The organism is Streptomyces sp. NPDC127106 (assembly GCF_042677605.1).
In the GTDB taxonomy this organism is placed as follows: domain Bacteria; phylum Actinomycetota; class Actinomycetes; order Streptomycetales; family Streptomycetaceae; genus Streptomyces.
On record NZ_JBHXTC010000039.1, the window covers coordinates 12,803 to 31,226 of the forward strand.

Here is an 18,424-nt window from a genome sequence, read left to right on the forward strand (position 1 = left end):
TCTTCGGGTTTGTGGGGGGTGGTGTGGGGGGGCGAGCCGGGGGCCCCCGCCCCCCCGCCCGGGGGGGGGCCCCCCGGGGGGCGGGGGGGGGCGCGGGGGGCCCCCCCCGACGGGGTGTTCTCGATGCCGCCGATGCAGGCGACGTACTCGTGCCCGTGTTCGAGGAGGTGGCGGGTGGCGAGCTGGGCGCCGCCGATGTCGTCGGTGACCACCGCGACGTCGTCGATGGCCTCGGGCCGCTCGTGCAGCAGCACGACCCGGGCGTCCCAGGCCTCGATCTCGGAGGCCGCCCGTTCGCTCATGCCCTGGCTGACCAGGATCAGGCCGGACACCCGCATGCCGAGGAAGGCGCGCAGGTAGTGGACCTCGCGCTCGTCCCGGTAGTCGGAGTTCCCGACCAGCACCATCTTCCCGCGCTCGGCGGCAGCCTGTTCGACCGCGTGCGCCATCTCCGCGAAGAACGGCTGGCGCGCATCCGGAACGATCATGCCTATGAGGTCGGTGCGCCGGGACGCCATCGCCTGGGCGACCCGGTCCGGGCGGTAGCCCAGCTCCTTGATCGCTGCGAGGACACGCTCGCGCGTGGCCGGGGCGACCGGCCGGGGTCCGTTGTTGATGACGTAGCTCACGACGGCGGTTGAAGTACCCGCAAGTCGCGCCACATCATCCCGCGTCACCTTGGCCACGCTGGGAGTCTACGCGGGGTGACCGGCCTCTGGGCAGGGCATCCTGCGGACTGGACGGTCACCCGGGGCTCGTCCGTACGGGGGACGACCCCCTACGCGTCGGCCGCGACCTGTGTGGGCGTCCGTTCCGCGGCCTCCGCCGCGGCCCGTTCGGACTTCTCCGGTGTGACGAAACGGTAGCCCACGTTCCGGACGGTGCCAATGAGCGATTCGTGCTCCGGGCCGAGCTTCGCGCGCAGCCGCCGTACGTGCACGTCCACCGTGCGGGTGCCGCCGAAGTAGTCGTAGCCCCAGACCTCCTGCAGCAGCTGGGCCCGGGTGAAGACCCGGCCCGGGTGCTGGGCGAGGTACTTGAGCAGCTCGAACTCCTTGAAGGTGAGGTCGAGGACCCGGCCCTTCAGCTTCGCCGAGTACGTCGCCTCGTCGACCGACAGGTCGCCGTTGCGGATCTCCATGGGGGAGTCGTCGGCGCCCAGCTGCTGGCGGCCGGTGGCCAGCCGCAGCCGGGCCTCGACCTCGGCCGGGCCGGCCGTGTCGAGGAGGACGTCGTCGATGCCCCAGTCGGCGGTGACCGCCGCCAGGCCGCCCTCGGTGACGACGAGGACCAGCGGACAGCCCGGGCCGGTGGAGCGCAGCAGCTGGCACAGCGACCGCACCTGCGGCAGGTCCCGGCGGCCGTCGACAAGGATGACGTCCGCCCCGGGGGTGTCCACCAGGGCCGGGCCCTCGGCGGGGGCCACCCGTACGTTGTGCAGCAGCAGGCCGAGGGCCGGCAGCACCTCGGTGGACGGCTGCAGGGCGTTGGTCAGCAGCAGGAGGGAGCTCATGCCCGACCCCCTGCCCGGGTCGGTCGGTGGTGCACGGTTCGCTGGTCCGTCACGTCGGTTCCTCCTCGGTCCCGTCGAGGACTTTCGCGGTACTGCTTCGTACGGGGTGCGGGCCGGGTGCGGCGCGGTGCCCCGCGCCCGGTTCCTGCGGGCGTCGGCCGGTCCCCGCGCCCTGGGGTCCGGCCGGGCGCCCTTGTTCTCGTTCCGTTCAACGTACTGAAAGCACAAAAGGACCCGGGGGCAACGTTGCCCGGATCCTTCGCCAGCAGAATAGCCCACCTGCCGACGCCCGGCCGAGGCTTCCGGGGAGGCGCTTTCTGTGGTTCGCGCCACCCCCGCAACCAGCGTATGCCCCGGTTTCGGAGGATCGGCGGGCTTCGGGCGGCCGCTGTGGGCCGTTCGGGTGCATGGCGCTCGCTCCCGGGGTGCGCGGAGGCACGCGGGACCAGCGGCCGGCAGGGGCCATCATGGAGGCCGACGGTAGAGAGCCGACGATAGGAGCTGCAGTGGCAACCGGAACCATCCGCTACTGGGCGGCGGCCAAGGCCGCGGCCCACACGGCGGAGGAGCCGTACTCGGCGCGGACACTGGCCGAGGCGCTCGACGCAGTGCGGGAACGCCACCCCGGGGAGCTGACCCGGGTCCTGCTGCGCTGCTCCTTCCTCGTGAACGACGAGCCCGTGGGCAAACGCCCGCACGATGCCGTCCTGCTGACCGAGGGGGGCACCGTCGAGGTGCTCCCGCCGTTCGCGGGCGGGTGAGCGGAAACCGATGAGCACTCCCGAAGAACAGCAGCGGCAGGCCGGACAGCACCAGGCCGGGCAGCACCAGGCCGGGCAGCAGGGGTACGCGCACGCGCCGCAGGACCCGTACACGACCCAGACCTGGCAGTCGGACACCTGGGACACGAGCTACCAGCCGGTGCACCGCCCCGCCGAGCCCGTGCAGCCGCAGCAGCCCGTGGCGCCCGAGGGGTGGTTCCGGGACGAGGCTCCTGCCGCGCCCGCGGCCGCGGCCGCGCCGGCTCCCGTGCCCGCGCCGGCCCCGGTGCCCGGTGCGGGGGCGGACTGGGCGCAGACCGCCTACCTCCCGCCCTACCCCGGCCCGGCCGACCCGCAGGCGCAGCACCCGCACCCGCACCAGCCGCAGCTGCCGCCCCAGGCGCAGCCGCAGGCCCACCAGGCTCCGGTGGCGCCCGAGGGGTGGTTCCGGGACGAGGCCCCCGCCGCGCCCGCGCCCGCCCCGGCCGTCCCCGCCGCCGCGCCGGTGCAGGACTGGGCCGCCGAGACCGCCTACCTCCCGCCGGTCCAGCAGCAGAACGCTGCCGCCGCGGCCGAGACCGCGTTCCTCCCGCCCGTGCCGCCGAGCGCGGCCGCCGAGACCGCTTACCTCCCGCCCGTGCCGGCTGCCCGGCCGGTGCCGCCGGCGCAGCAGCACGACGCCGCCGCCGAGACGGCGTACCTGCCGCCCGTGCTGGACGCCGCCGCCGAGACCGCCTTCCTCCCGCCCGTGCAGGACGGCGCCGTGCCGGAGGGCTGGTTCCGGGACGCGGCCCCGGCGTCCCCGTCCGCCGCGCCGGCGGCTCCCGCCCCTGCCGCGGCTCCCGCCGAAGCCTGGGCGGATACCACCGCCTACCTGCCGCCGCAGGCCGCCGCCGAGCCCGCGGCGCCGCCGGCCGCCGGTCCGGCTGCGGTGTCCGGAGCCGCCGCTCCCGCCCGGCACGCCGCTCCCGCCGCCGGCACGCCCGTCGAGGCGGCCGGGGAGGAGCCCGAGTGGTCCCCGCCCACCCTCGGAGGGAACACCATGCGCGCCGTCGACCCGGCCCAGGCCCGAGCCGAGGGCCGCTCGCCGATCATCGACCCGGGCCCCCAGTCGGCCGTGCTGACCGCCGCGCTCGGGCTGCTGCTCGCCGTCGCCGCCGTCGTCGGGGACCTCGCGCTGCTCCTGCCGCTCGTGGCGCTCCAGGGCCTCACCGCGGCCGGCTGGTTCCGGCTCAACGGCATGTGGCCGGCCCGCCAGGGCATCGCCCTCGCCTTCGCCGGGGCCCTCGCCGCGGATGCCGCGGTGCTCGCGGTGGACGACACGTACGGCGCCGGCGCGATCGTCGGCACGCTCGGCGTGTGGGTGCTGCTCACGCTGGTCCTCCAGCTGCGCAGCCAGGCCGACCCGGACGAGCGGATGTACGGCCTGATGGCCTCGGTGGCCTCCGCCGCCCTCGCCATCGTGTGCGCCGGCTACCTCGCCGCCGACTCCGCGGCCGTCACCGTCGGCGCGGTGGCCGTCGCGGTCGCCGTGTTCGTCCGCGCGCTGCCGCTGCCGCCCCTGCCGTCCGCCGGCGTGTCGGTGGCCGCGGCGGCCGGTGCGGGCATCGCGGTCGGGGGGCTGACCTCCGTCGGGGTGGGCGGGTCGCTGCTCGGCCTGGCCGCCGGGGTGTGCGCGCTGATCGGGCTGCGCGTGGCGGCGTACGACTACCCGTCGAAGTTCGTGCACATGACGGCCGGTGTGGCGCTGCCGCTGGCGGCCGCCGCGCCCGCCGTCTACCTGATGGGACGGGTGGTGGGCTGAGGCCCGGGCAGGAACCGTGGAACACGCGTTACGGAGGCCGTCGGCGACGCTGACGGCCTCCGTACGTCTGTACATGGTCAACTAGGGGCGGACGTACCGGTCTAGCAGGGGGGAGAGGCGCGTGCGATTCCTGCGTGTCGTCGTGATCGTGGTCGTGGTGCTGGGCGCGTTGGCCGTCGGGGCGGACCGCTGGGCGGTCGGCTATGCCGAGGGCAGGCTCGCCGAGCGCATACAGGCGCGCCAGGCGACGGCCGGGTCCGCCGAGGTGGAGATCCACGGCTTCCCGTTCCTGACCCAGGCGCTGAGCCACGAGCTCGACCGGGTGGACATCCGGCTGGACAGCGCGGACGGCGTCGCGGACGGTCGCAAGACCCGGCTCTCCCAGCTCCGGGCGAGCTTCCGCGGAGTGAAGCTGAACGGAGACTACAGCGGAGGCACCGCCCGGAAGGCCGAGGGCTCGGCGGTGGTCACGTACCCCGATCTGACCGAGGCCTCCCAGACGGGCGTGAAGCTCGCCTACGGAGGGGCACCGGACAAGGTGAAGGTGACCGCCTCGGTGGAGGTCCTCGGCCGGACCATCACCCGCAGCGTGGTGTCGACCGTCACGCTCGTCGACGCGAAGGACGGCGGAAACGGCAAGGGCGGCGGCAAACTGGTCCGGGTACGGGCCGACGAGGTGCCCGGCGAGGGCATCCCCGGGATCGAGAGCGCGATCCGCAAGAAGACCGACTTCGACCGGCGCCTCGACGACGGGCTGCCGGCCGGGCTCGCGCTGACCGGACTGACCGTGGACGAGGCCGGCGTCCACCTGACGCTGAGCGGTACGGACGTCTCGCTGGCCGGATCGTGAGACAGGACGGTCCGATCCGCAGAAGGGCTGGCCGCAGGCAGGCCCCGGCGGGGCGTCGAAAGCCCGTTCGGGGTGGATCTCATCCCGCGATCCGGACGTTCCTGTCTCGATATATGACACACCGGTGACAGGGCGGCCCGTTCGTCCCTACGATCCAGGCATGAAGCATCAGCAGGCGGACCTCACGAAGCGACGGGCAGTAGACCTGTGTCGCGTCGCCGCCATGCTCTGTCGATCCATGTGACCTGAGAGCGCATCGCTCCACCAGTTCGGACGACCGTCCTTCCGCGTGACCGCGCGCAGCCGTTTCCTCCCTGTCCACTGGCGCCTCCCCGCTCAGTGCCCCCGGGAGCGTCCTGCGTCGCCCTCAGCAGCACCCGCACCGCCCCGCCGCACACTGCCCCGGAGGAGAACACCATGAGCCGCAGCGACGTCCTCGTTGACGCCGACTGGGTCGAGGCCCACCTGAACGACGCCGACGTCGTCATCGTCGAGGTGGACGAGGACACGTCCGCCTACGACAAGAACCACATCGCCGGCGCCGTCCGGATCGACTGGAAGAAGGACCTCCAGGACCCGGTCCGCCGTGACTTCGTGGACCAGGAGGGCTTCGAGAAGCTGCTGTCCGCCAAGGGCATCTCCAACGACGACACCGTCGTCCTCTACGGCGGCAACAACAACTGGTTCGCGTCCTACGCCTACTGGTACTTCAAGCTGTACGGCCACCAGGACGTCCGCCTCCTCGACGGCGGCCGCAAGAAGTGGGAGCTGGACTCCCGCGACCTGGTCGACGGCTCCGAGGTCCCGAACCGCCCGGCCACCGAGTACAAGGCCAAGGCCCAGGACGCCTCGATCCGCGCCTTCCGCGACGACGTCGTGGCCGCGATCGGCTCCCTGAACCTGGTCGACGTCCGCTCGCCCGACGAGTTCTCCGGCAAGCTGCTCGCCCCGGCGCACCTGCCGCAGGAGCAGTCGCAGCGCCCCGGCCACGTGCCGAGCGCCCGCAACATCCCGTGGTCGAAGAACGCCAACGATGACGGCACCTTCAAGTCCGACGAGGAGCTCAAGGCCCTCTACGAGACCGAGCAGGTCGACCTGGCGAAGGACACCATCGCCTACTGCCGCATCGGTGAGCGCTCCGCGCTGACGTGGTTCGTGCTGCACGAGCTCCTGGGCCAGGAGAACGTCAAGAACTACGACGGTTCGTGGACCGAGTACGGCTCCCTGGTCGGCGTGCCGATCGAGCTGGGCGCCAACAAGTAATCCCGGGCACGCGACGCCCAGCAGAACCACTTCTCGAGGACAGGACAGAGGAACATGTGCGGAGCACAGATCGGCGGCCCGGAGCTCGGCGCGCTCAAGCCCGGTGAGACGGCCATCCAGGGACAGGTGACCAAGGACGGCGAGCCCGTCAGCGGCTACGTGCGGCTGCTCGACTCGACCGGCGAGTTCACCGCGGAGGTCCCGACCTCGGCGACCGGCCAGTTCCGCTTCTACGCGGCGACCGGCACCTGGACGCTGCGGGCGCTCGTCCCGGGCGGCCAGGCGGACCGCGCCGTGGTCGTCTCCCAGGCGGGCGGCGTGACGGACGTGGCGATCGCGGTCTGAGCGACCGCCGCTACCACCGGTAGCCCGTGAACCGGCCGAAGGGCCGCACCCCAGGGGGTTGGACGCCACTGGAGCGGGGTGCGGCCCTTCGCGCCGTCCGCTGTCGTACGGGCCGCCCCCGGACCTACGCTGGAGGCATGTACGCCCGGCGGCGCCGCATCTACTTCCTCCTCATGGGCGGATGCCTCTTCCTCTTCGTCTCCGCCTGGTCCTTCGTGCGCCTGCTTTCGGTCGAGGCGGCCGTGGCCATGTGCGTCGTCGCCATGGTCATCCCGCCCGTCGCGGCGATGATCGCGAACCGGCGGGGCCCGGACGACCGCTGGTGGGACGATCCGTCGGGCGATCCGCAGTCCGACGAGTGGTGGGACGAACTGGACGGTAAGCGGCGCCACGACGAATGACTTTCCGTCAGCACGGAACATAATGCGTTTCCGTACAACCGTTCCCCTCCGGTACATGTCAAGGCTGCGCGGGTGATCACCCGCGTGGCCAGTCCTGTGGGGGACACTTCCTTGGAACATGCACAGAACGCTTCCGAGCTGCGGAAAGAGGGGGACCTGCCGGTCCCGGGCGGCCGCCGCCGAGGCCGCGGCACCGCCCTGCTGATCGCCGGCGGTGCCGCGCTCGGAATCCTCGCCGGTACCGTCACCGGGTACGCCGTCCAGTACGGCCGCCCGCCGACGCCGCTGCCGCCGCTCGCCCAGCAGAAGCTGGACACGCCGAAGGCGCTCGCGCCCGAGGCCGGGACGACGCGCGAGACCATCAACGCCAACCGCCGCCACAAGACGGACGGCGACCTCAGCAAGCTGCTGGTCGAGACGCCGGGCGGAGCGAAGGCCATCGGTACGGGCTACGAGAGCCTGGACGTCTTCTCGGTCGGCTTCAAGGAGCCGGACAAGGCCCTGCGCGGCTTCGCGGAGGAGGGGGTCCGGCGCATCGCCGCGACCGCGTGGTCCCAGGGCGACCGCGTCCTGGTCGAGGTGCGCCTGATCCAGTTCCGCGACCGCGCCGGGGCGGATGTCTACCAGCAGGTGCAGGCCGAGCTCATGCCGCAGGAGGAGTACGCCGGCAATCCCGGCGTGGCCATCCCGGGGGTTCCCGCGGAGCTCGGGCACGTGTGGGTCGACTCCAAGGCCCAGGAGAAGCGGGGGTACCACCCCCTGCGCGGAGCCCGTGCCATCGCCCGCCGGGGCGACATCGTCATGGAGATCGACTACATCGACAACCGCGGCCAGGTCGCGGAGAGCGAGGTCATCGACCTGGCCAAGCGACAGCTGGAGCGACTGTGACCGAGCTGCTGAACACGGACACCCCGACGGCCGCCGAAGCGGCCGAGCCCGCCGGCGGGCCCGCGGCCGGCACTGCGGCCGCCCCCGCGCCCGGAGACGGGGCCGGGGCCGGAGCCGGGCGGCGGCGCGGGCGGAAGGCCGTGGCCCTCGTCGCGGGAGGGGTCGGCGTCGCCCTCCTCGCCGGCGGCGGGATCGCGGCGTCCGCCGCCCTGGAGAAGGCCGACCGGACCGCCCCGACCCGCTACTGGACCGCCGAGGGCCAGCGCCCGGCGGACCCCGCCGAGCCCGCCCCCGTCCCGGCCGGCGAGCTGTCCGGGAAGCTACTGCCGGTCCCGTCCGACTTCACCCTCGGCCCCGACCTGGGCCAGGACGGCAACGACTTCTCCGTCGCCGGCGACAAGGCCGTCCAGGGCTTCAAGGACGCCCGCGGCGGGCTGTCCAGCACCGCGCGGAAACAGCGCGACGAGGTGCTGGAGGGCCTGAAGCTCAAGGGCCTCGCGGGCCGCAGCTACACCCGGCGCGGCGGGACCGCCGTCTACCAGGTCCGCATCATGCAGGCCGACCCCCAGGCCGTCGGCAAGTTCTCCGAGGTCTCGAAGAAGCTCCTGGAGCTGACGGGCGACGGTCGCGGCGCCCCCGCGGTGGACGGTCACCCGGAGGCCAAGTGCGTGCTGCTGGCCATCGGGGAGGAGAAGCAGGAGAAGATCGACTCGATGGACTGCGTGGCGGTCCAGGGCGACGTCCTGGTCAACTTCCGCGCGTTCGGGCCCAAGCCCTTCTCACCCAACGACGCCGTCTCCTTCTTCAAGAACCAGCTGAGCCACCTGAAGTCCCCCGGGGAGTCCGTGTGACCGAGCACCACACCACCGACACGGCCCCGCAGGGTCCGGGGCCGGCCGAGCAGCCGCCCGCCGCCGAGCCCGCCGCCGAGCCGCCCGCCGCCGAGCCGCCGCCCGCCGCCGAAGCGGCGGCCTCCGCGGCGCCGGAGCCGGCCGCGCCCGGGGGCCGGCGCAGGACGGGCACGGCGCTGTGCTGGCTCGCCGCGGCCGTCGCCTTCGCGGCGTTCGGGGCCGGGACCGCGTACGGGATCACCCGGGCGGAGCGCACCGACCTGCCCGGCCTCACCACCGCCGGCGACGGCCGCTGGGACTACCCGGTCCTCGCCAAGCCCACCCTGGCTCCCGGTGCCCCGCAGCCCTTCGCCGCCGACAACAAGGACGGCATCCACTACGCCGCCCTGTTCCAGCTGCTCCTGCCGGCCCCGGCCGGGTCCGCCCCGGACAAGGAGTTCAAGGTGGAGCAGGACCAGAAGGTGTCCGAGGACGCCTTCCTGGAGGAGTTCGAGCCCACCGTGCGCGCGAAGATGAAGCAGGAGTTCACGGACGAGGGCCTGCGCCAGATCGTCGGCCGCGGCTGGACCATGCCCGACGGCACCCGCACCCGCGTCTACCTGCTGCGCTTCGCCTCCTCCGGGTTCACCGAGGGCCGCGAGCGCTGTGGCATCAACATGAACGTGAAGGGCGTGAACCGGATCGACGAGGACGAGCAGTGGGTCAAGGCGAAGCTCGCGCAGCCCCGGCCGGGGCGCGATGCGCCCGAGCTGTTCGCGGAGGCGCAGCCCGTCGGTGACGAGGAGGTGCGGATCGGGTGCGTCCGCGCAGGTGACGTGCAGGCCGCGGTGTTCCAGAGCCGCAAGGGCTCGGTGGCCGGCGTCCCGTTCCACCAGACCGTCATCCTGCAGGGCCAGCTGCTCGGCTGAGCGCCCCGCAGGACCGCCGGGGCCCGTCGCGCCGCGCCCGAGGTGACGGCTGCGGCCCACCTCACGGAGTGCACCGGTCCCCAGGCCAGTAGGCTTGGGGACCGGCCCCGTACCCGCCACCCGAAACCTCCGAGGAGCACCCCGTGCTTGAGGCAGTCTTCACCTCCCTGCTGGTCCTGGTCTGCGTCGGCGTCCTCGCCTTCACCGTCCTGGCCGTGAAGAAGCTGTACCAGGGCCAGCGCTGATCCCTCCCAGATCGGCCGTCCCCCGGACCACCGGAATCCCCCTCCCAGAGATCGCCTGAGCAGCCACCCATGATCCAGATCCCGTCCGACCTGAACCCCGGCCTCGTCCCCCTCGCCTTCCTCCTCGGCACCTGGGAGGGCGCGGGCGTCTTCGACTTCCCCGGTGAGGAGAAGTGCAACTTCGGCCAGGAAGTCGTCTTCACCCACGACGGCCGGGACTTCCTGGAGTACACCTCCCGCACCTGGGTCCTCGACGCCGAGGGCAAGAAGGTGCGGCCGCTGGAGTCGGAGACCGGCTACTGGCGCATCGACGAGGGCCGCAAGGTCGAGGTCGTCATGGTCCGCGACCAGGGCGTCATCGAGGTCTGGTACGGCGAGCTCGCCGACAAGAAGCCCCAGATCGACCTGGCCACGGACGCGGTCGCCCGCACCGCCGCCGCCAGCCCGTACAGCGGCGGCAAGCGGCTCTACGGCTACGTGAAGAGCGACCTGATGTGGGTCGGCGAGAAGGCCACCCCGGACGTCGAGCTGCGCCCGTACATGTCGGCCCAGCTCAAGAAGGTCGTCACGCCCGAGGAGGTCGCCGAGATGGCCCGCAACCTCCCGGACATGCCGGACGACGGCATCGCGTTCTTCCGCTGAGCCGGCCGACGGCGCGCATCGGACAAGGGGACCGCGGGCCCGCCCGCAGTCCCCTTCCCGCGCTTACACTGGCCGGGTGGTGAGCGCCGAAAGCCCCGACCGTGCCTCGGGCACCGACTGGAAGAGCGACCTGCGGCAGCGCGGATACCGGCTGACCCCGCAGCGCCAGCTCGTGCTCGAAGCGGTGGACACCCTGGAGCACGCGACGCCGGACGAGATCCTCGCCCACGTGCGCAAGACGGCCTCCGGGGTCAACATCTCCACCGTCTACCGCACGCTGGAGCTCCTGGAGGAGCTGAAGCTGGTCTCCCACGCCCACCTCGGGCACGGGGCCCCCACGTACCACCTCGCCGACCGGCACCACCACATCCACCTGGTGTGCCGCGACTGCGGGGACGTGATCGAGGCGGACCTGGGCGTCGCCGCCGAGTTCACCGAGAAGCTCCGCGCCACCTTCGGCTTCGAGACCGACATGAAGCACTTCGCGATCTTCGGTCTGTGTCGCGGCTGCGCCGCCAAACACCGTGCCGAACCCGCATAGCAGGGTCGTAGGCTTGGTCCCATGACCAGCCCTTTGCTGAACCTTCCCGGCGCCGTCCAGGCCGAAGGCCGTGACGAGGGCGTCGCCGCCCACTACGGAGAGCTCTACGGCGAACAGCGCGCCCTCGCCGACGGCCGCGGCTTCGTCGACCTGTCGCACCGCGGGGTCGTCACCGTCACCGGACCGGAGCGGCTGAGCTGGCTGCACCTGCTGCTCACCCAGCACGTGACCGAACTCCCGCCCGGGCAGGCCACGGAGGCGCTGATCCTCTCCGCGAACGGCCACATCGAGCACCAGCTCTACCTCGTCGACGACGGCGAGACCGTGTGGGCGCACGTCGAGCCCGGCAGCCAGGAGGCGCTGCTCGCCTACCTGGAGTCGATGAAGTTCTTCTACCGCGTCGAAGTCGCCGACCGGACCGCCGAGTTCGCCGTCGTCCACGTGCCGGCCGGCTCCATCGCCGAGGTTCCGAAGGAGTACGTGGTCCGCGAGACCCCGCACGGTCGGGACGTGTTCCTGCCCCGCGCGGACCTGGAGGCCTTCGCCGCCGCGCACGGCCCGGCCGCGGGGCTCCTCGCGTACGAGGCCCTGCGGGTGGAGGCGCACCGGCCGCGGCTCGGCCTGGAGACCGACCACCGCACGATCCCGCACGAGATCGGCCTGATCGGCACCGCCGTGCACCTGCAGAAGGGCTGCTACCGCGGCCAGGAGACGGTGGCCCGCGTCCACAACCTGGGGAAGCCGCCGCGCCGCCTGGTCTTCCTGCACCTGGACGGCTCCGAGGTGCACCTTCCGGCGCACGGCGCGCCCGTCCGGCTCGCTGCGGACGGGGAGGAGGGCCGTCAGCTCGGCTTCGTGACCACCGCGGTCCGCCACCACGAGCTGGGCCCGATCGCCCTCGCCCTGGTCAAGCGGAACGTGCCGGTCGACGCGCCGCTGCTGGCCGGGAAGACGGCCGCCTCGCAGGAGGTCGTCGTAGCGCCCTGACCGCCGGGGCGCGCGCGGCGCGTGTCCGGGCGCCGCTCAGACGTCGATGACGATGGTGAACGGGCCGTGGTTGGTGAGCGAGACCCGCATGTCCGCCCCGAACCGGCCCGTCTCCACCGTCGCCCCCAGCGCCCGCAGCTGTGCGACGACCTCGTCCACCAGCGGCTCGGCGACCTCGCCGGGCGCCGCCGCGTTCCAGGTGGGGCGGCGGCCCTTGCGGGCGTCGCCGTACAGCGTGAACTGTGAGATCACCAGCAGCGGTGCGGCCACGTCGCTGCATGACTTCTCCCCCTCCAGGATCCGTACGGACCACAGCTTGCGCGCCAGCTGCGCCGCCTTCTGGGGCGTGTCGTCGTGGGTCACCCCCACCAGGACGCACAGCCCCTCGCCGACGATCTCGCCCACGGTCTCGCCGGCCACGACGACGCTCGCGCCGTCCACCCTCTGCACCACTGCTCGCATACCACCTGTGTACCAGGCGTGCACCCGTCCGGGGCCGATCGGGTGGACCGGGACTGCGCCGGCACCACGGACAGTGGCACGATGCACGCAGGCGGTGCTTCCCTCCGGCCCCAGGGGCCGGAGGAGACCCCATGCACCGGTCGAGGGGACGGACACGTTCACATGAATACTTCTGGTACCTCCGTATCTGCGTCTGCCACATCAGCCGCTCCGGCCGCTTCAGTCCCGTCAGCAGCGGCCGCTCCGGTGGCCGGCGCGGTCCGACCACCCGCGCAGCGCACCGCGGAGGAGCAGGCGCCGACCACGCCCGCCACCGCGCTCGGACTGCCGGAGCTGCGCACCCTGCGGCGCGAGGCCCAGCGCGACGAGGCCGACCTGAGCTACATCCGCAGACTCCTGCAGGGCCGGATCGACATCCTGCGGGCCGAACTGGCCCGGCGCAGCGACCCGGAGGCGCCCGTCACGCCCGAGCCGCCGGTGGTGGACCGGCTCTCGGAGATCCTCGCCGACGCCCCGTCCAGCCGTAGCGCCTCCGCCCGGCACGTCACGCTCGGGACCCCGTACGGCGAGGAGTACCGGCTGCTGGCCGCGGAGATGCTGGCCGACGTGGAGCTGTCGGACCTCCAGGCCCGGACGGACGCCGAACTGCACGACGCAATGGGCCGGTTGGTCGGCTACGAGCAGCAGGTCTCGCGCCGCCGGCAGCTGTTGCAGCGCACGGTGGACGACTGCAGCGCGGAGATCACGCGGCGCTACCGGGAGGGCGAGGCCCAGGTGGACGACTTGTTGGTGTGAGCTGGCGCGCGGGTGCACGGGTGCACGGGCGCACGGGGTGCACGGGCGCACGGATGCGCGGGCCGTAGGGCGGGCGGGGCGGCGGAAATTGCCGCGACGCGGCGCGGACAGGCGCATTAGCGTGGCGAGTTATGAGCGCTGACGTGCGGCTGATCGCCGAATCCGAATTCCCCGCCTGGATGCGGGCCGTGAACACCGGCTTCCTGACCGCGACCCGGGTGACGGATTCCGACGTCGCCCAGCGCGCCAAGCACAGCGATCCCGCCCGCGTGTGGGGCTCCTTCGACGCGGCCACCGGCGCCTGCGTGGGCACCCTGCGCTCCTTCCGGCAGGAGCTCACGGTGCCCGGCGGGGCGGTGGTCGGGTCCGCCGCGATCACCAACGTCGCGGTCGTGCCCACGCACCGCCGCCAGGGCCTGCTGAGCCGGATGCTGGCCGGGGAGCTCGCCGCCGCCGTCGAGCGCGGCGACGTGCTGTCCACGCTGATCGCCGCCGAGTACCCGATCTACGGGCGGTACGGGTACGGGCCCGCGGTGACCGTCGCGGAGTGGGAGATCGACGTCAAGCGCACCGGACTGGACCCGCGCTGGTCGCGGCCGGAGGACGGCGGCCGGATCGACATCGTGGACGTGGCCGAGGTGCGCCGGGTGGGCCCGGCCCTGCACGACCGGATACGGGCGTCCCGGCACGGCGTGGTGAACCGTGACGCGCGCTGGTGGAGCCTGGCCACCGGCGAGGAGGAGATGTCGTTCCGGCCGTACAAGGACCGGTTCCACGCGGTGTACCGGACGGCGGGGGGCGAGGTCGCCGGCCTGGTGTCGTACACCGCCGACGACCACTGGACGGACGCGAAGACCCCGCAGAACACCCTCCAGGTCGCGGAGCTGCTCGCCACCACCCCAGCTGCCGAGCGGGCCCTGTGGCACTTCCTGTGCTCCATCGACTGGGTGCTGAAGGTGCGCACCGGCTACCGCGCCCCCGACGACCTGGTCCCGCACCTGCTGCCCGACCCGCGGGCCGCCCGGCTGGTGACCTGCTCGGACTTCATGTGGGTGCGGCTGCTGGACGTCGTACGGGCGCTGCGCGCGCGGACGTACGCGGTGCCCGGGGTCCTCGTGCTGGAGGTCGCCGACCCGGACGGCCCGGCTGCGGGGCGCTACCGGCTCGACGCGGGAACGGGGGAGTGCACCGTCACCGACGAGCCCGCGGACCTGCGCCTGGACGTGGCCGCGCTGGGCTCCCTGTACCTCGGCGACGAGTCCGCGGTGCGGCTCGGCGCGCTCGGGCGGGTGGCCGAGGAGCGGCCGGGCGCGCTGGCGCTGGCCGACGCGGTGTTCCGGACGGCACGGCGCCCCTGGTGCCCGGACGTGTTCTGATCGAAGACGTGCCCGAAACCGTGAATGTGGACGTGGACGTGGACGTGGACTTGAACTTGAACGTGGGCGTGGACGTGGGCGTGGACGTGGACGTGGTGGAGGCCTTGCGCGCGGCGGGCTGTGTCTTCGCCGAGGAGGAGGCGGAGCTGCTCGCGGCGGCCGCCGCCGACGCCGCCCACCTGGCCGCCCTGGTGGCCCGCCGGGCCGGCGGCGAACCGCTGGAACACGTCGTGGGCCGGGCGGAGTTCTGCGGGCTGCGCCTGCGGGTGGGGGCGGGGGCGTTCGTACCGCGCCGGCGCACCGAGTTCCTGGTGTCCGAGGCGGTGGCGGGGGCGCCGGACCGGCCGGACCCCGTGGTGCTCGACCTGTGCTGCGGTGTGGGCGCGCTCGGCGCGGCGGTCGTGGCCCGGCTGGGTGCCGGGGCGGAACTGCACGCGGCGGACATCGATCCGGCGGCGCTGGCGTACGCGCGGCTCAACGTGGCCCCGTACGGCGGCCTGGTGCACGAGGGCGACCTGTACGGGGCGCTCCCGGGCGGGCTGCGCGGCCGGGTGGACGTGCTGGTGGTCAACGCCCCGTACGTGCCGACCGCGGAGATCCCGCTGCTGCCGGCCGAGGCCCGCGAGCACGAGCCCGCGGTGTCCCTGGACGGCGGCCCGGACGGGCTGGACGTCCACCGCCGGGTCGCGGCGGGCGCGCTGCCCTGGCTGGCGCCGGGCGGGCGGCTGCTCATCGAGACGAGCGAACACCAGGCACCGCTGACGGCGCAGGCGCTGGAGGCGGGCGGCCTCACGGTCCGGACGGCCGTGTCGGAGGAGTACTGGGCGACTGTGGTGATCGGCACGCGCCCCGCCTAGCGCGTGCGGGCCTTCTCCCCCGGGTGGGGGAGGAGGCCCGGTCCGGCCTCCGTCCCGGGGCGGCACCGGCAACGGTTCCGTGGGCCGATGTCCGGGCGCGAACCGGCGGACACGATGGTGTGCATGACGCATCGACAGCACGTTCCCGCCCCCGGTCCGGCCCTGGCCCGTGTTCCGGCTGCGGCAGTGCCCCGCTGGGCGGCGCGCGCCGCCCGTGCCATCGCGCTGCTCACCGTGCCGTCCGGCATCTGGCGCCTGCTGCTCGCGGCGGGACTGCTGGTGGGCTACACGGAAGCGGGGTACGTGGCGGCCGGCATCCCGGGGTGGGGCCGGGTGTACACGGCTGCCGTGAGCGTGGGGAGCGAGCTGCTCGCACTGCTCGCGCTCGGCCTGGTCCGTCCCTGGGGTGAGGTCGTCCCGCGCCGAATACCGTGGCTGGGCGGCCGGCGGGTGCCGGTGCGGGTGGTCACGGTGCTGGCGGGGCTGGCCGCTGCCCTGCTGACCGCCCTGTGGACGCCGTTCGCGCTGTGGTGGGTGGTCCCGCACCCGGACATGACGCCGCTCGGCGCCACCCTCGTCGGCTTCCTCTACCTCCCGCTGATCGCCTGGGGGCCGCTGCTGGGCGCGCTCACCCTGGCCTACCACCGCCGGCTCCGCGGACGGGGCGGCCCGGTTCGGGGCTGACGCGGTGCGGCGGAGCTCCTGCCCCGGGCGTGGAGGCGTTCGAAGCCGTCCAGGAGGAGGTCGAGGCGAACTCGAACTGCGTACGAGCAGCTCTCCGCCTGGGGCTCGCTGGCAGCGTGTGACTCGCAGCGATAGTTGTCACTGGTGATGCCCTCTGGCCAGGGATGCTCGCGCGGGATTGCAGTGCGTGCTGTCACTGGATGCGCGCGGTAGTTGTCACTTCCGTGATGCACGACGGGGTTTGCGGGTTACGCGCTCGCTGTCAGGCCCGGGTGGCGGTGTGGGTGGTGGTGCTGCCCGAGGCGTTGAAGTGGCGGATGGTGAGGGTGTTCTTCGAGTAGCCGACCGTAAGTCGCTCGCCGTCGCCGGTGCCGACCTTCTCCGGAGGCTGCCAGGGCAGGGTCAGGTCGAAGCCGTCACCCACCTTGCCGGGTACGTCGTGGGCGGATGCGGCACCCTTGGCGCCCTGCTTGGGACCCTCGAAGACCTGCATCATCAGACGGCCGCCGCGGAGGACGAAGCCTCCCTTCCAGGTGCCGGGCCCGCCGTCCCATGCGATGGTCCAGGTTCCGTTCGCTTCCTGCTGGCCCTGCACGGTTGCCCTGCCCTGGATGGTCTGGCCCCCGGGCATGGTGGTCCGAACGTTCCAGGTGCCCGTGAGGAAAGCCTCCACGGCACGCTCGATCACAGCCTGCCCGATGGGGGTCTTCGAAGGTGCGGACGAGGTGGGGGCAGTGGAGCCGGAGACGGCTGGCGAGGGGGTGCCGGCCGAAGGCGAGGCGACAGAAGGCTGTGCCGACGGCTTGTCCTTGCCCGTACACGCCGCCAGGAACGCCGCGCCGGCTCCGATGGCGAGGTAGCGGAGTGCGGTACGCCGGCCGACGATCCGCGCGGCTGTGCGTATGTTGCCTATGGTCATCTCATCCCCCGTGTATCCCAGTTGGAAAGCTGGAGGGAGTCTATGTGTGCATGTGGAGACGGCCGAGTCTCCGCCGAGCCGCCCCGGCCAGGACTTTCGGATGCTTCCCCAGCCTCTCTGGGTGATCTTGGTGACATCTATCGCTGTGAAGTGACAGCTATCGCTGCGAGGCACACAGCGCTCCCGGTCTTCGCCTGGGAGCTATTGCAAGCGGCTGCTTGCAATAGTTAGCAGAGTGCGGCAGGATCGGAGCATGGCATCGCTCAACGTCGGCAATCTCGGCGAATTCCTCCGCGAGCAGCGGCGGCAGGCCCAGCTCTCGCTGCGGCAGCTGGCCGACGCCGCGGGGGTGTCGAATCCGTACCTGAGCCAGATCGAGCGCGGGTTGCGCAAGCCGAGCGCGGACATCCTGCAACAGCTCGCCAAGGCGCTGCGCATCTCTGCCGAGACGCTGTACGTGCAGGCCGGGATCCTCGACGAGCGGGACCGGGACGAGGTGGAGACGCGGGCCGCCATACTCGCCGATCCGTCCATCAACAAGCAGCAGAAGCAGGTGCTGCTGCAGATTTACGAGTCGTTCCGCAAGGAGAACGCGGCCGAGGGCGAGACGGTGGCCGCGGCAGCGCCCGCGGCCTCCGCCGGGCCGGCCGGAGCGGACGACGAGAAGCACTCCACGAACTGAACTGTGATCCGGGAGGACCAGCCGCATGGCCATCGCCGATGACCTGAAGAAGACCCTCGCCGACCCGACCCCGCTCTACTTCGCCGCCGGCACCGCCGACCTGGCGGTGCAGCAGGCCAAGAAGGTGCCCGCCCTCATCGAGCAGCTGCGGGCCGAGGCCCCGGCGCGGTTCGAGGCCGTGAAGAACACCGACCCGAAGGTCGTGCAGCAGAAGGCGCGCGAGGCGCAGGAGGTCGTCACGGCCAAGGTCGCCGAGGTCCTCGGCGCCCTCGACGCGAAGATCGACACGAAGAAGCTCGGCGAGCAGGCGCAGGACCTGGCCCTGCGCGGGGTCGGCGTGGCCGCCGAGTACGCGGTGCGCGCCAAGGAAACGTACGACCGGGTCGCCGAGCACGGCGAGCAGGCGGTGCGGGCGTGGCGCGGCGAGGTCTCCGAGGAGATCGTCGACATCGCCGTCGCCGTCGAGCCGGCCCGCGAGGAGGCGGTGAACGCGGAGGGCGCGGAGGGCGAGGACAAGGCCGCCGCCCGGAAGACCACGACGCGCAAGACCCCCGCGAAGAAGGCCGCCGCCGAGGAGGGCGAGCCGGCCGAGGTGTGAGCCGGCCGAGGTGTGAGCCGGCGCGGTGCGGATCCGCGCAGCGGATGACGGC

21 protein-coding genes and 1 pseudogene are annotated in these 18,424 nt (G+C 73.0%); 18 read left to right on the top strand and 4 right to left on the bottom strand.

Features of this window, described 5'->3' with window-relative positions; genetic code table 11:
* Positions 1–91: 91 nt before the first annotated feature.
* Positions 92–686: pseudogene (locus ACFVGY_RS26875) on the bottom strand (LacI family DNA-binding transcriptional regulator); the annotation flags it as partial.
* Between the two features lie 92 nt (positions 687–778).
* Complete coding sequence (locus ACFVGY_RS26880) at positions 779–1,513, bottom strand: winged-helix domain-containing protein (protein WP_385681592.1); 735 nt, start codon at positions 1,511–1,513, stop codon at positions 779–781.
* 506 nt (positions 1,514–2,019) lie between these two features.
* On the opposite strand from ACFVGY_RS26880, the gene ACFVGY_RS26885 reads away from it, so the two are divergent.
* From ACFVGY_RS26885 to ACFVGY_RS26940, 12 genes are all read left to right on the top strand, one after another.
* The gene (locus ACFVGY_RS26885) at positions 2,020–2,274 is read left to right on the top strand and encodes a MoaD/ThiS family protein (protein WP_179173447.1); all 255 of its coding nucleotides are present in this window, start codon (positions 2,020–2,022) and stop codon (positions 2,272–2,274) included.
* Positions 2,275–2,284: 10 nt separating this feature from the next.
* Complete coding sequence (locus tag ACFVGY_RS26890; protein ID WP_385681594.1) at positions 2,285–4,078, top strand: hypothetical protein; 1,794 nt, start codon at positions 2,285–2,287, stop codon at positions 4,076–4,078.
* A 121-nt stretch (positions 4,079–4,199) separates the two neighbouring features.
* On the top strand, positions 4,200–4,928 hold the full coding sequence (locus ACFVGY_RS26895) for a DUF2993 domain-containing protein (RefSeq protein WP_385681596.1): 729 nt from the start codon (positions 4,200–4,202) through the stop codon (positions 4,926–4,928).
* A gap of 417 nt (positions 4,929–5,345) precedes the next feature.
* Positions 5,346–6,191, top strand: a complete 846-nt coding sequence (locus ACFVGY_RS26900; protein ID WP_385681598.1) for a sulfurtransferase — start codon at positions 5,346–5,348, stop codon at positions 6,189–6,191.
* A gap of 54 nt (positions 6,192–6,245) precedes the next feature.
* Entirely contained in the window at positions 6,246–6,536 is a 291-nt protein-coding gene (locus ACFVGY_RS26905) for a DUF1416 domain-containing protein (protein ID WP_385681600.1), read from the top strand.
* A gap of 68 nt (positions 6,537–6,604) precedes the next feature.
* Positions 6,605–6,937, top strand: a complete 333-nt coding sequence (locus ACFVGY_RS26910; RefSeq protein ID WP_385681698.1) for a DUF3099 domain-containing protein — start codon at positions 6,605–6,607, stop codon at positions 6,935–6,937.
* A gap of 111 nt (positions 6,938–7,048) precedes the next feature.
* Complete coding sequence (locus ACFVGY_RS26915) at positions 7,049–7,825, top strand: hypothetical protein (protein ID WP_385681601.1); 777 nt, start codon at positions 7,049–7,051, stop codon at positions 7,823–7,825.
* A complete protein-coding gene (locus ACFVGY_RS26920; protein WP_385681603.1) occupies positions 7,822–8,676 on the top strand; it encodes a hypothetical protein in 855 nt (284 codons plus the stop codon). The genes ACFVGY_RS26915 and ACFVGY_RS26920 overlap by 4 nt, the downstream gene beginning before the upstream one ends.
* The gene (locus ACFVGY_RS26925; RefSeq protein ID WP_385681605.1) at positions 8,673–9,584 is read left to right on the top strand and encodes a hypothetical protein; all 912 of its coding nucleotides are present in this window, start codon (positions 8,673–8,675) and stop codon (positions 9,582–9,584) included. Before ACFVGY_RS26920 ends, ACFVGY_RS26925 begins: the two co-directional genes overlap by 4 nt.
* A gap of 314 nt (positions 9,585–9,898) precedes the next feature.
* A complete protein-coding gene (locus ACFVGY_RS26930; protein ID WP_385681607.1) occupies positions 9,899–10,471 on the top strand; it encodes an FABP family protein in 573 nt (190 codons plus the stop codon).
* A gap of 76 nt (positions 10,472–10,547) precedes the next feature.
* A complete protein-coding gene (locus tag ACFVGY_RS26935; protein ID WP_385681609.1) occupies positions 10,548–11,012 on the top strand; it encodes a Fur family transcriptional regulator in 465 nt (154 codons plus the stop codon).
* Between the two features lie 21 nt (positions 11,013–11,033).
* A complete protein-coding gene (locus tag ACFVGY_RS26940) occupies positions 11,034–11,999 on the top strand; it encodes a YgfZ/GcvT domain-containing protein (RefSeq protein WP_385681611.1) in 966 nt (321 codons plus the stop codon).
* Between the two features lie 36 nt (positions 12,000–12,035).
* Here ACFVGY_RS26940 and dtd read toward each other — a convergent pair whose 3' ends face one another.
* Positions 12,036–12,461, bottom strand: a complete 426-nt coding sequence (gene dtd / locus ACFVGY_RS26945; RefSeq protein WP_385681613.1) for a D-aminoacyl-tRNA deacylase — start codon at positions 12,459–12,461, stop codon at positions 12,036–12,038.
* A gap of 162 nt (positions 12,462–12,623) precedes the next feature.
* Between dtd and ACFVGY_RS26950 the strand changes: the two genes are divergently transcribed.
* From ACFVGY_RS26950 to ACFVGY_RS26965, 4 genes are all read left to right on the top strand, one after another.
* Positions 12,624–13,256, top strand: coding sequence for an AmfC protein (locus ACFVGY_RS26950; protein WP_385681615.1), 633 nt, complete (start codon positions 12,624–12,626; stop codon positions 13,254–13,256).
* Positions 13,257–13,387: 131 nt separating this feature from the next.
* On the top strand, positions 13,388–14,632 hold the full coding sequence (locus ACFVGY_RS26955; RefSeq protein WP_385681617.1) for a GNAT family N-acetyltransferase: 1,245 nt from the start codon (positions 13,388–13,390) through the stop codon (positions 14,630–14,632).
* An 80-nt stretch (positions 14,633–14,712) separates the two neighbouring features.
* On the top strand, positions 14,713–15,489 hold the full coding sequence (locus ACFVGY_RS26960) for a putative protein N(5)-glutamine methyltransferase (RefSeq protein ID WP_385681700.1): 777 nt from the start codon (positions 14,713–14,715) through the stop codon (positions 15,487–15,489).
* A 123-nt stretch (positions 15,490–15,612) separates the two neighbouring features.
* A complete protein-coding gene (locus ACFVGY_RS26965; protein ID WP_385681618.1) occupies positions 15,613–16,173 on the top strand; it encodes a hypothetical protein in 561 nt (186 codons plus the stop codon).
* Positions 16,174–16,435: 262 nt separating this feature from the next.
* Here the strand turns inward: ACFVGY_RS26965 and ACFVGY_RS26970 are convergent, their stop codons facing one another.
* A complete protein-coding gene (locus tag ACFVGY_RS26970) occupies positions 16,436–17,092 on the bottom strand; it encodes a hypothetical protein (RefSeq protein ID WP_385681620.1) in 657 nt (218 codons plus the stop codon).
* A gap of 253 nt (positions 17,093–17,345) precedes the next feature.
* Between ACFVGY_RS26970 and ACFVGY_RS26975 the strand changes: the two genes are divergently transcribed.
* Positions 17,346–17,774 (top strand): helix-turn-helix domain-containing protein, encoded by a 429-nt coding sequence (locus tag ACFVGY_RS26975; protein WP_385681622.1) that lies wholly within the window; start codon positions 17,346–17,348, stop codon positions 17,772–17,774.
* Positions 17,775–17,799: 25 nt separating this feature from the next.
* Positions 17,800–18,372 carry a hypothetical protein gene (locus tag ACFVGY_RS26980; protein ID WP_385681624.1) on the top strand — a complete coding sequence of 191 codons (573 nt, stop codon included), beginning with the start codon at positions 17,800–17,802 and terminating at the stop codon, positions 18,370–18,372.
* The last annotated feature ends 52 nt before the right edge of the window (positions 18,373–18,424 follow it).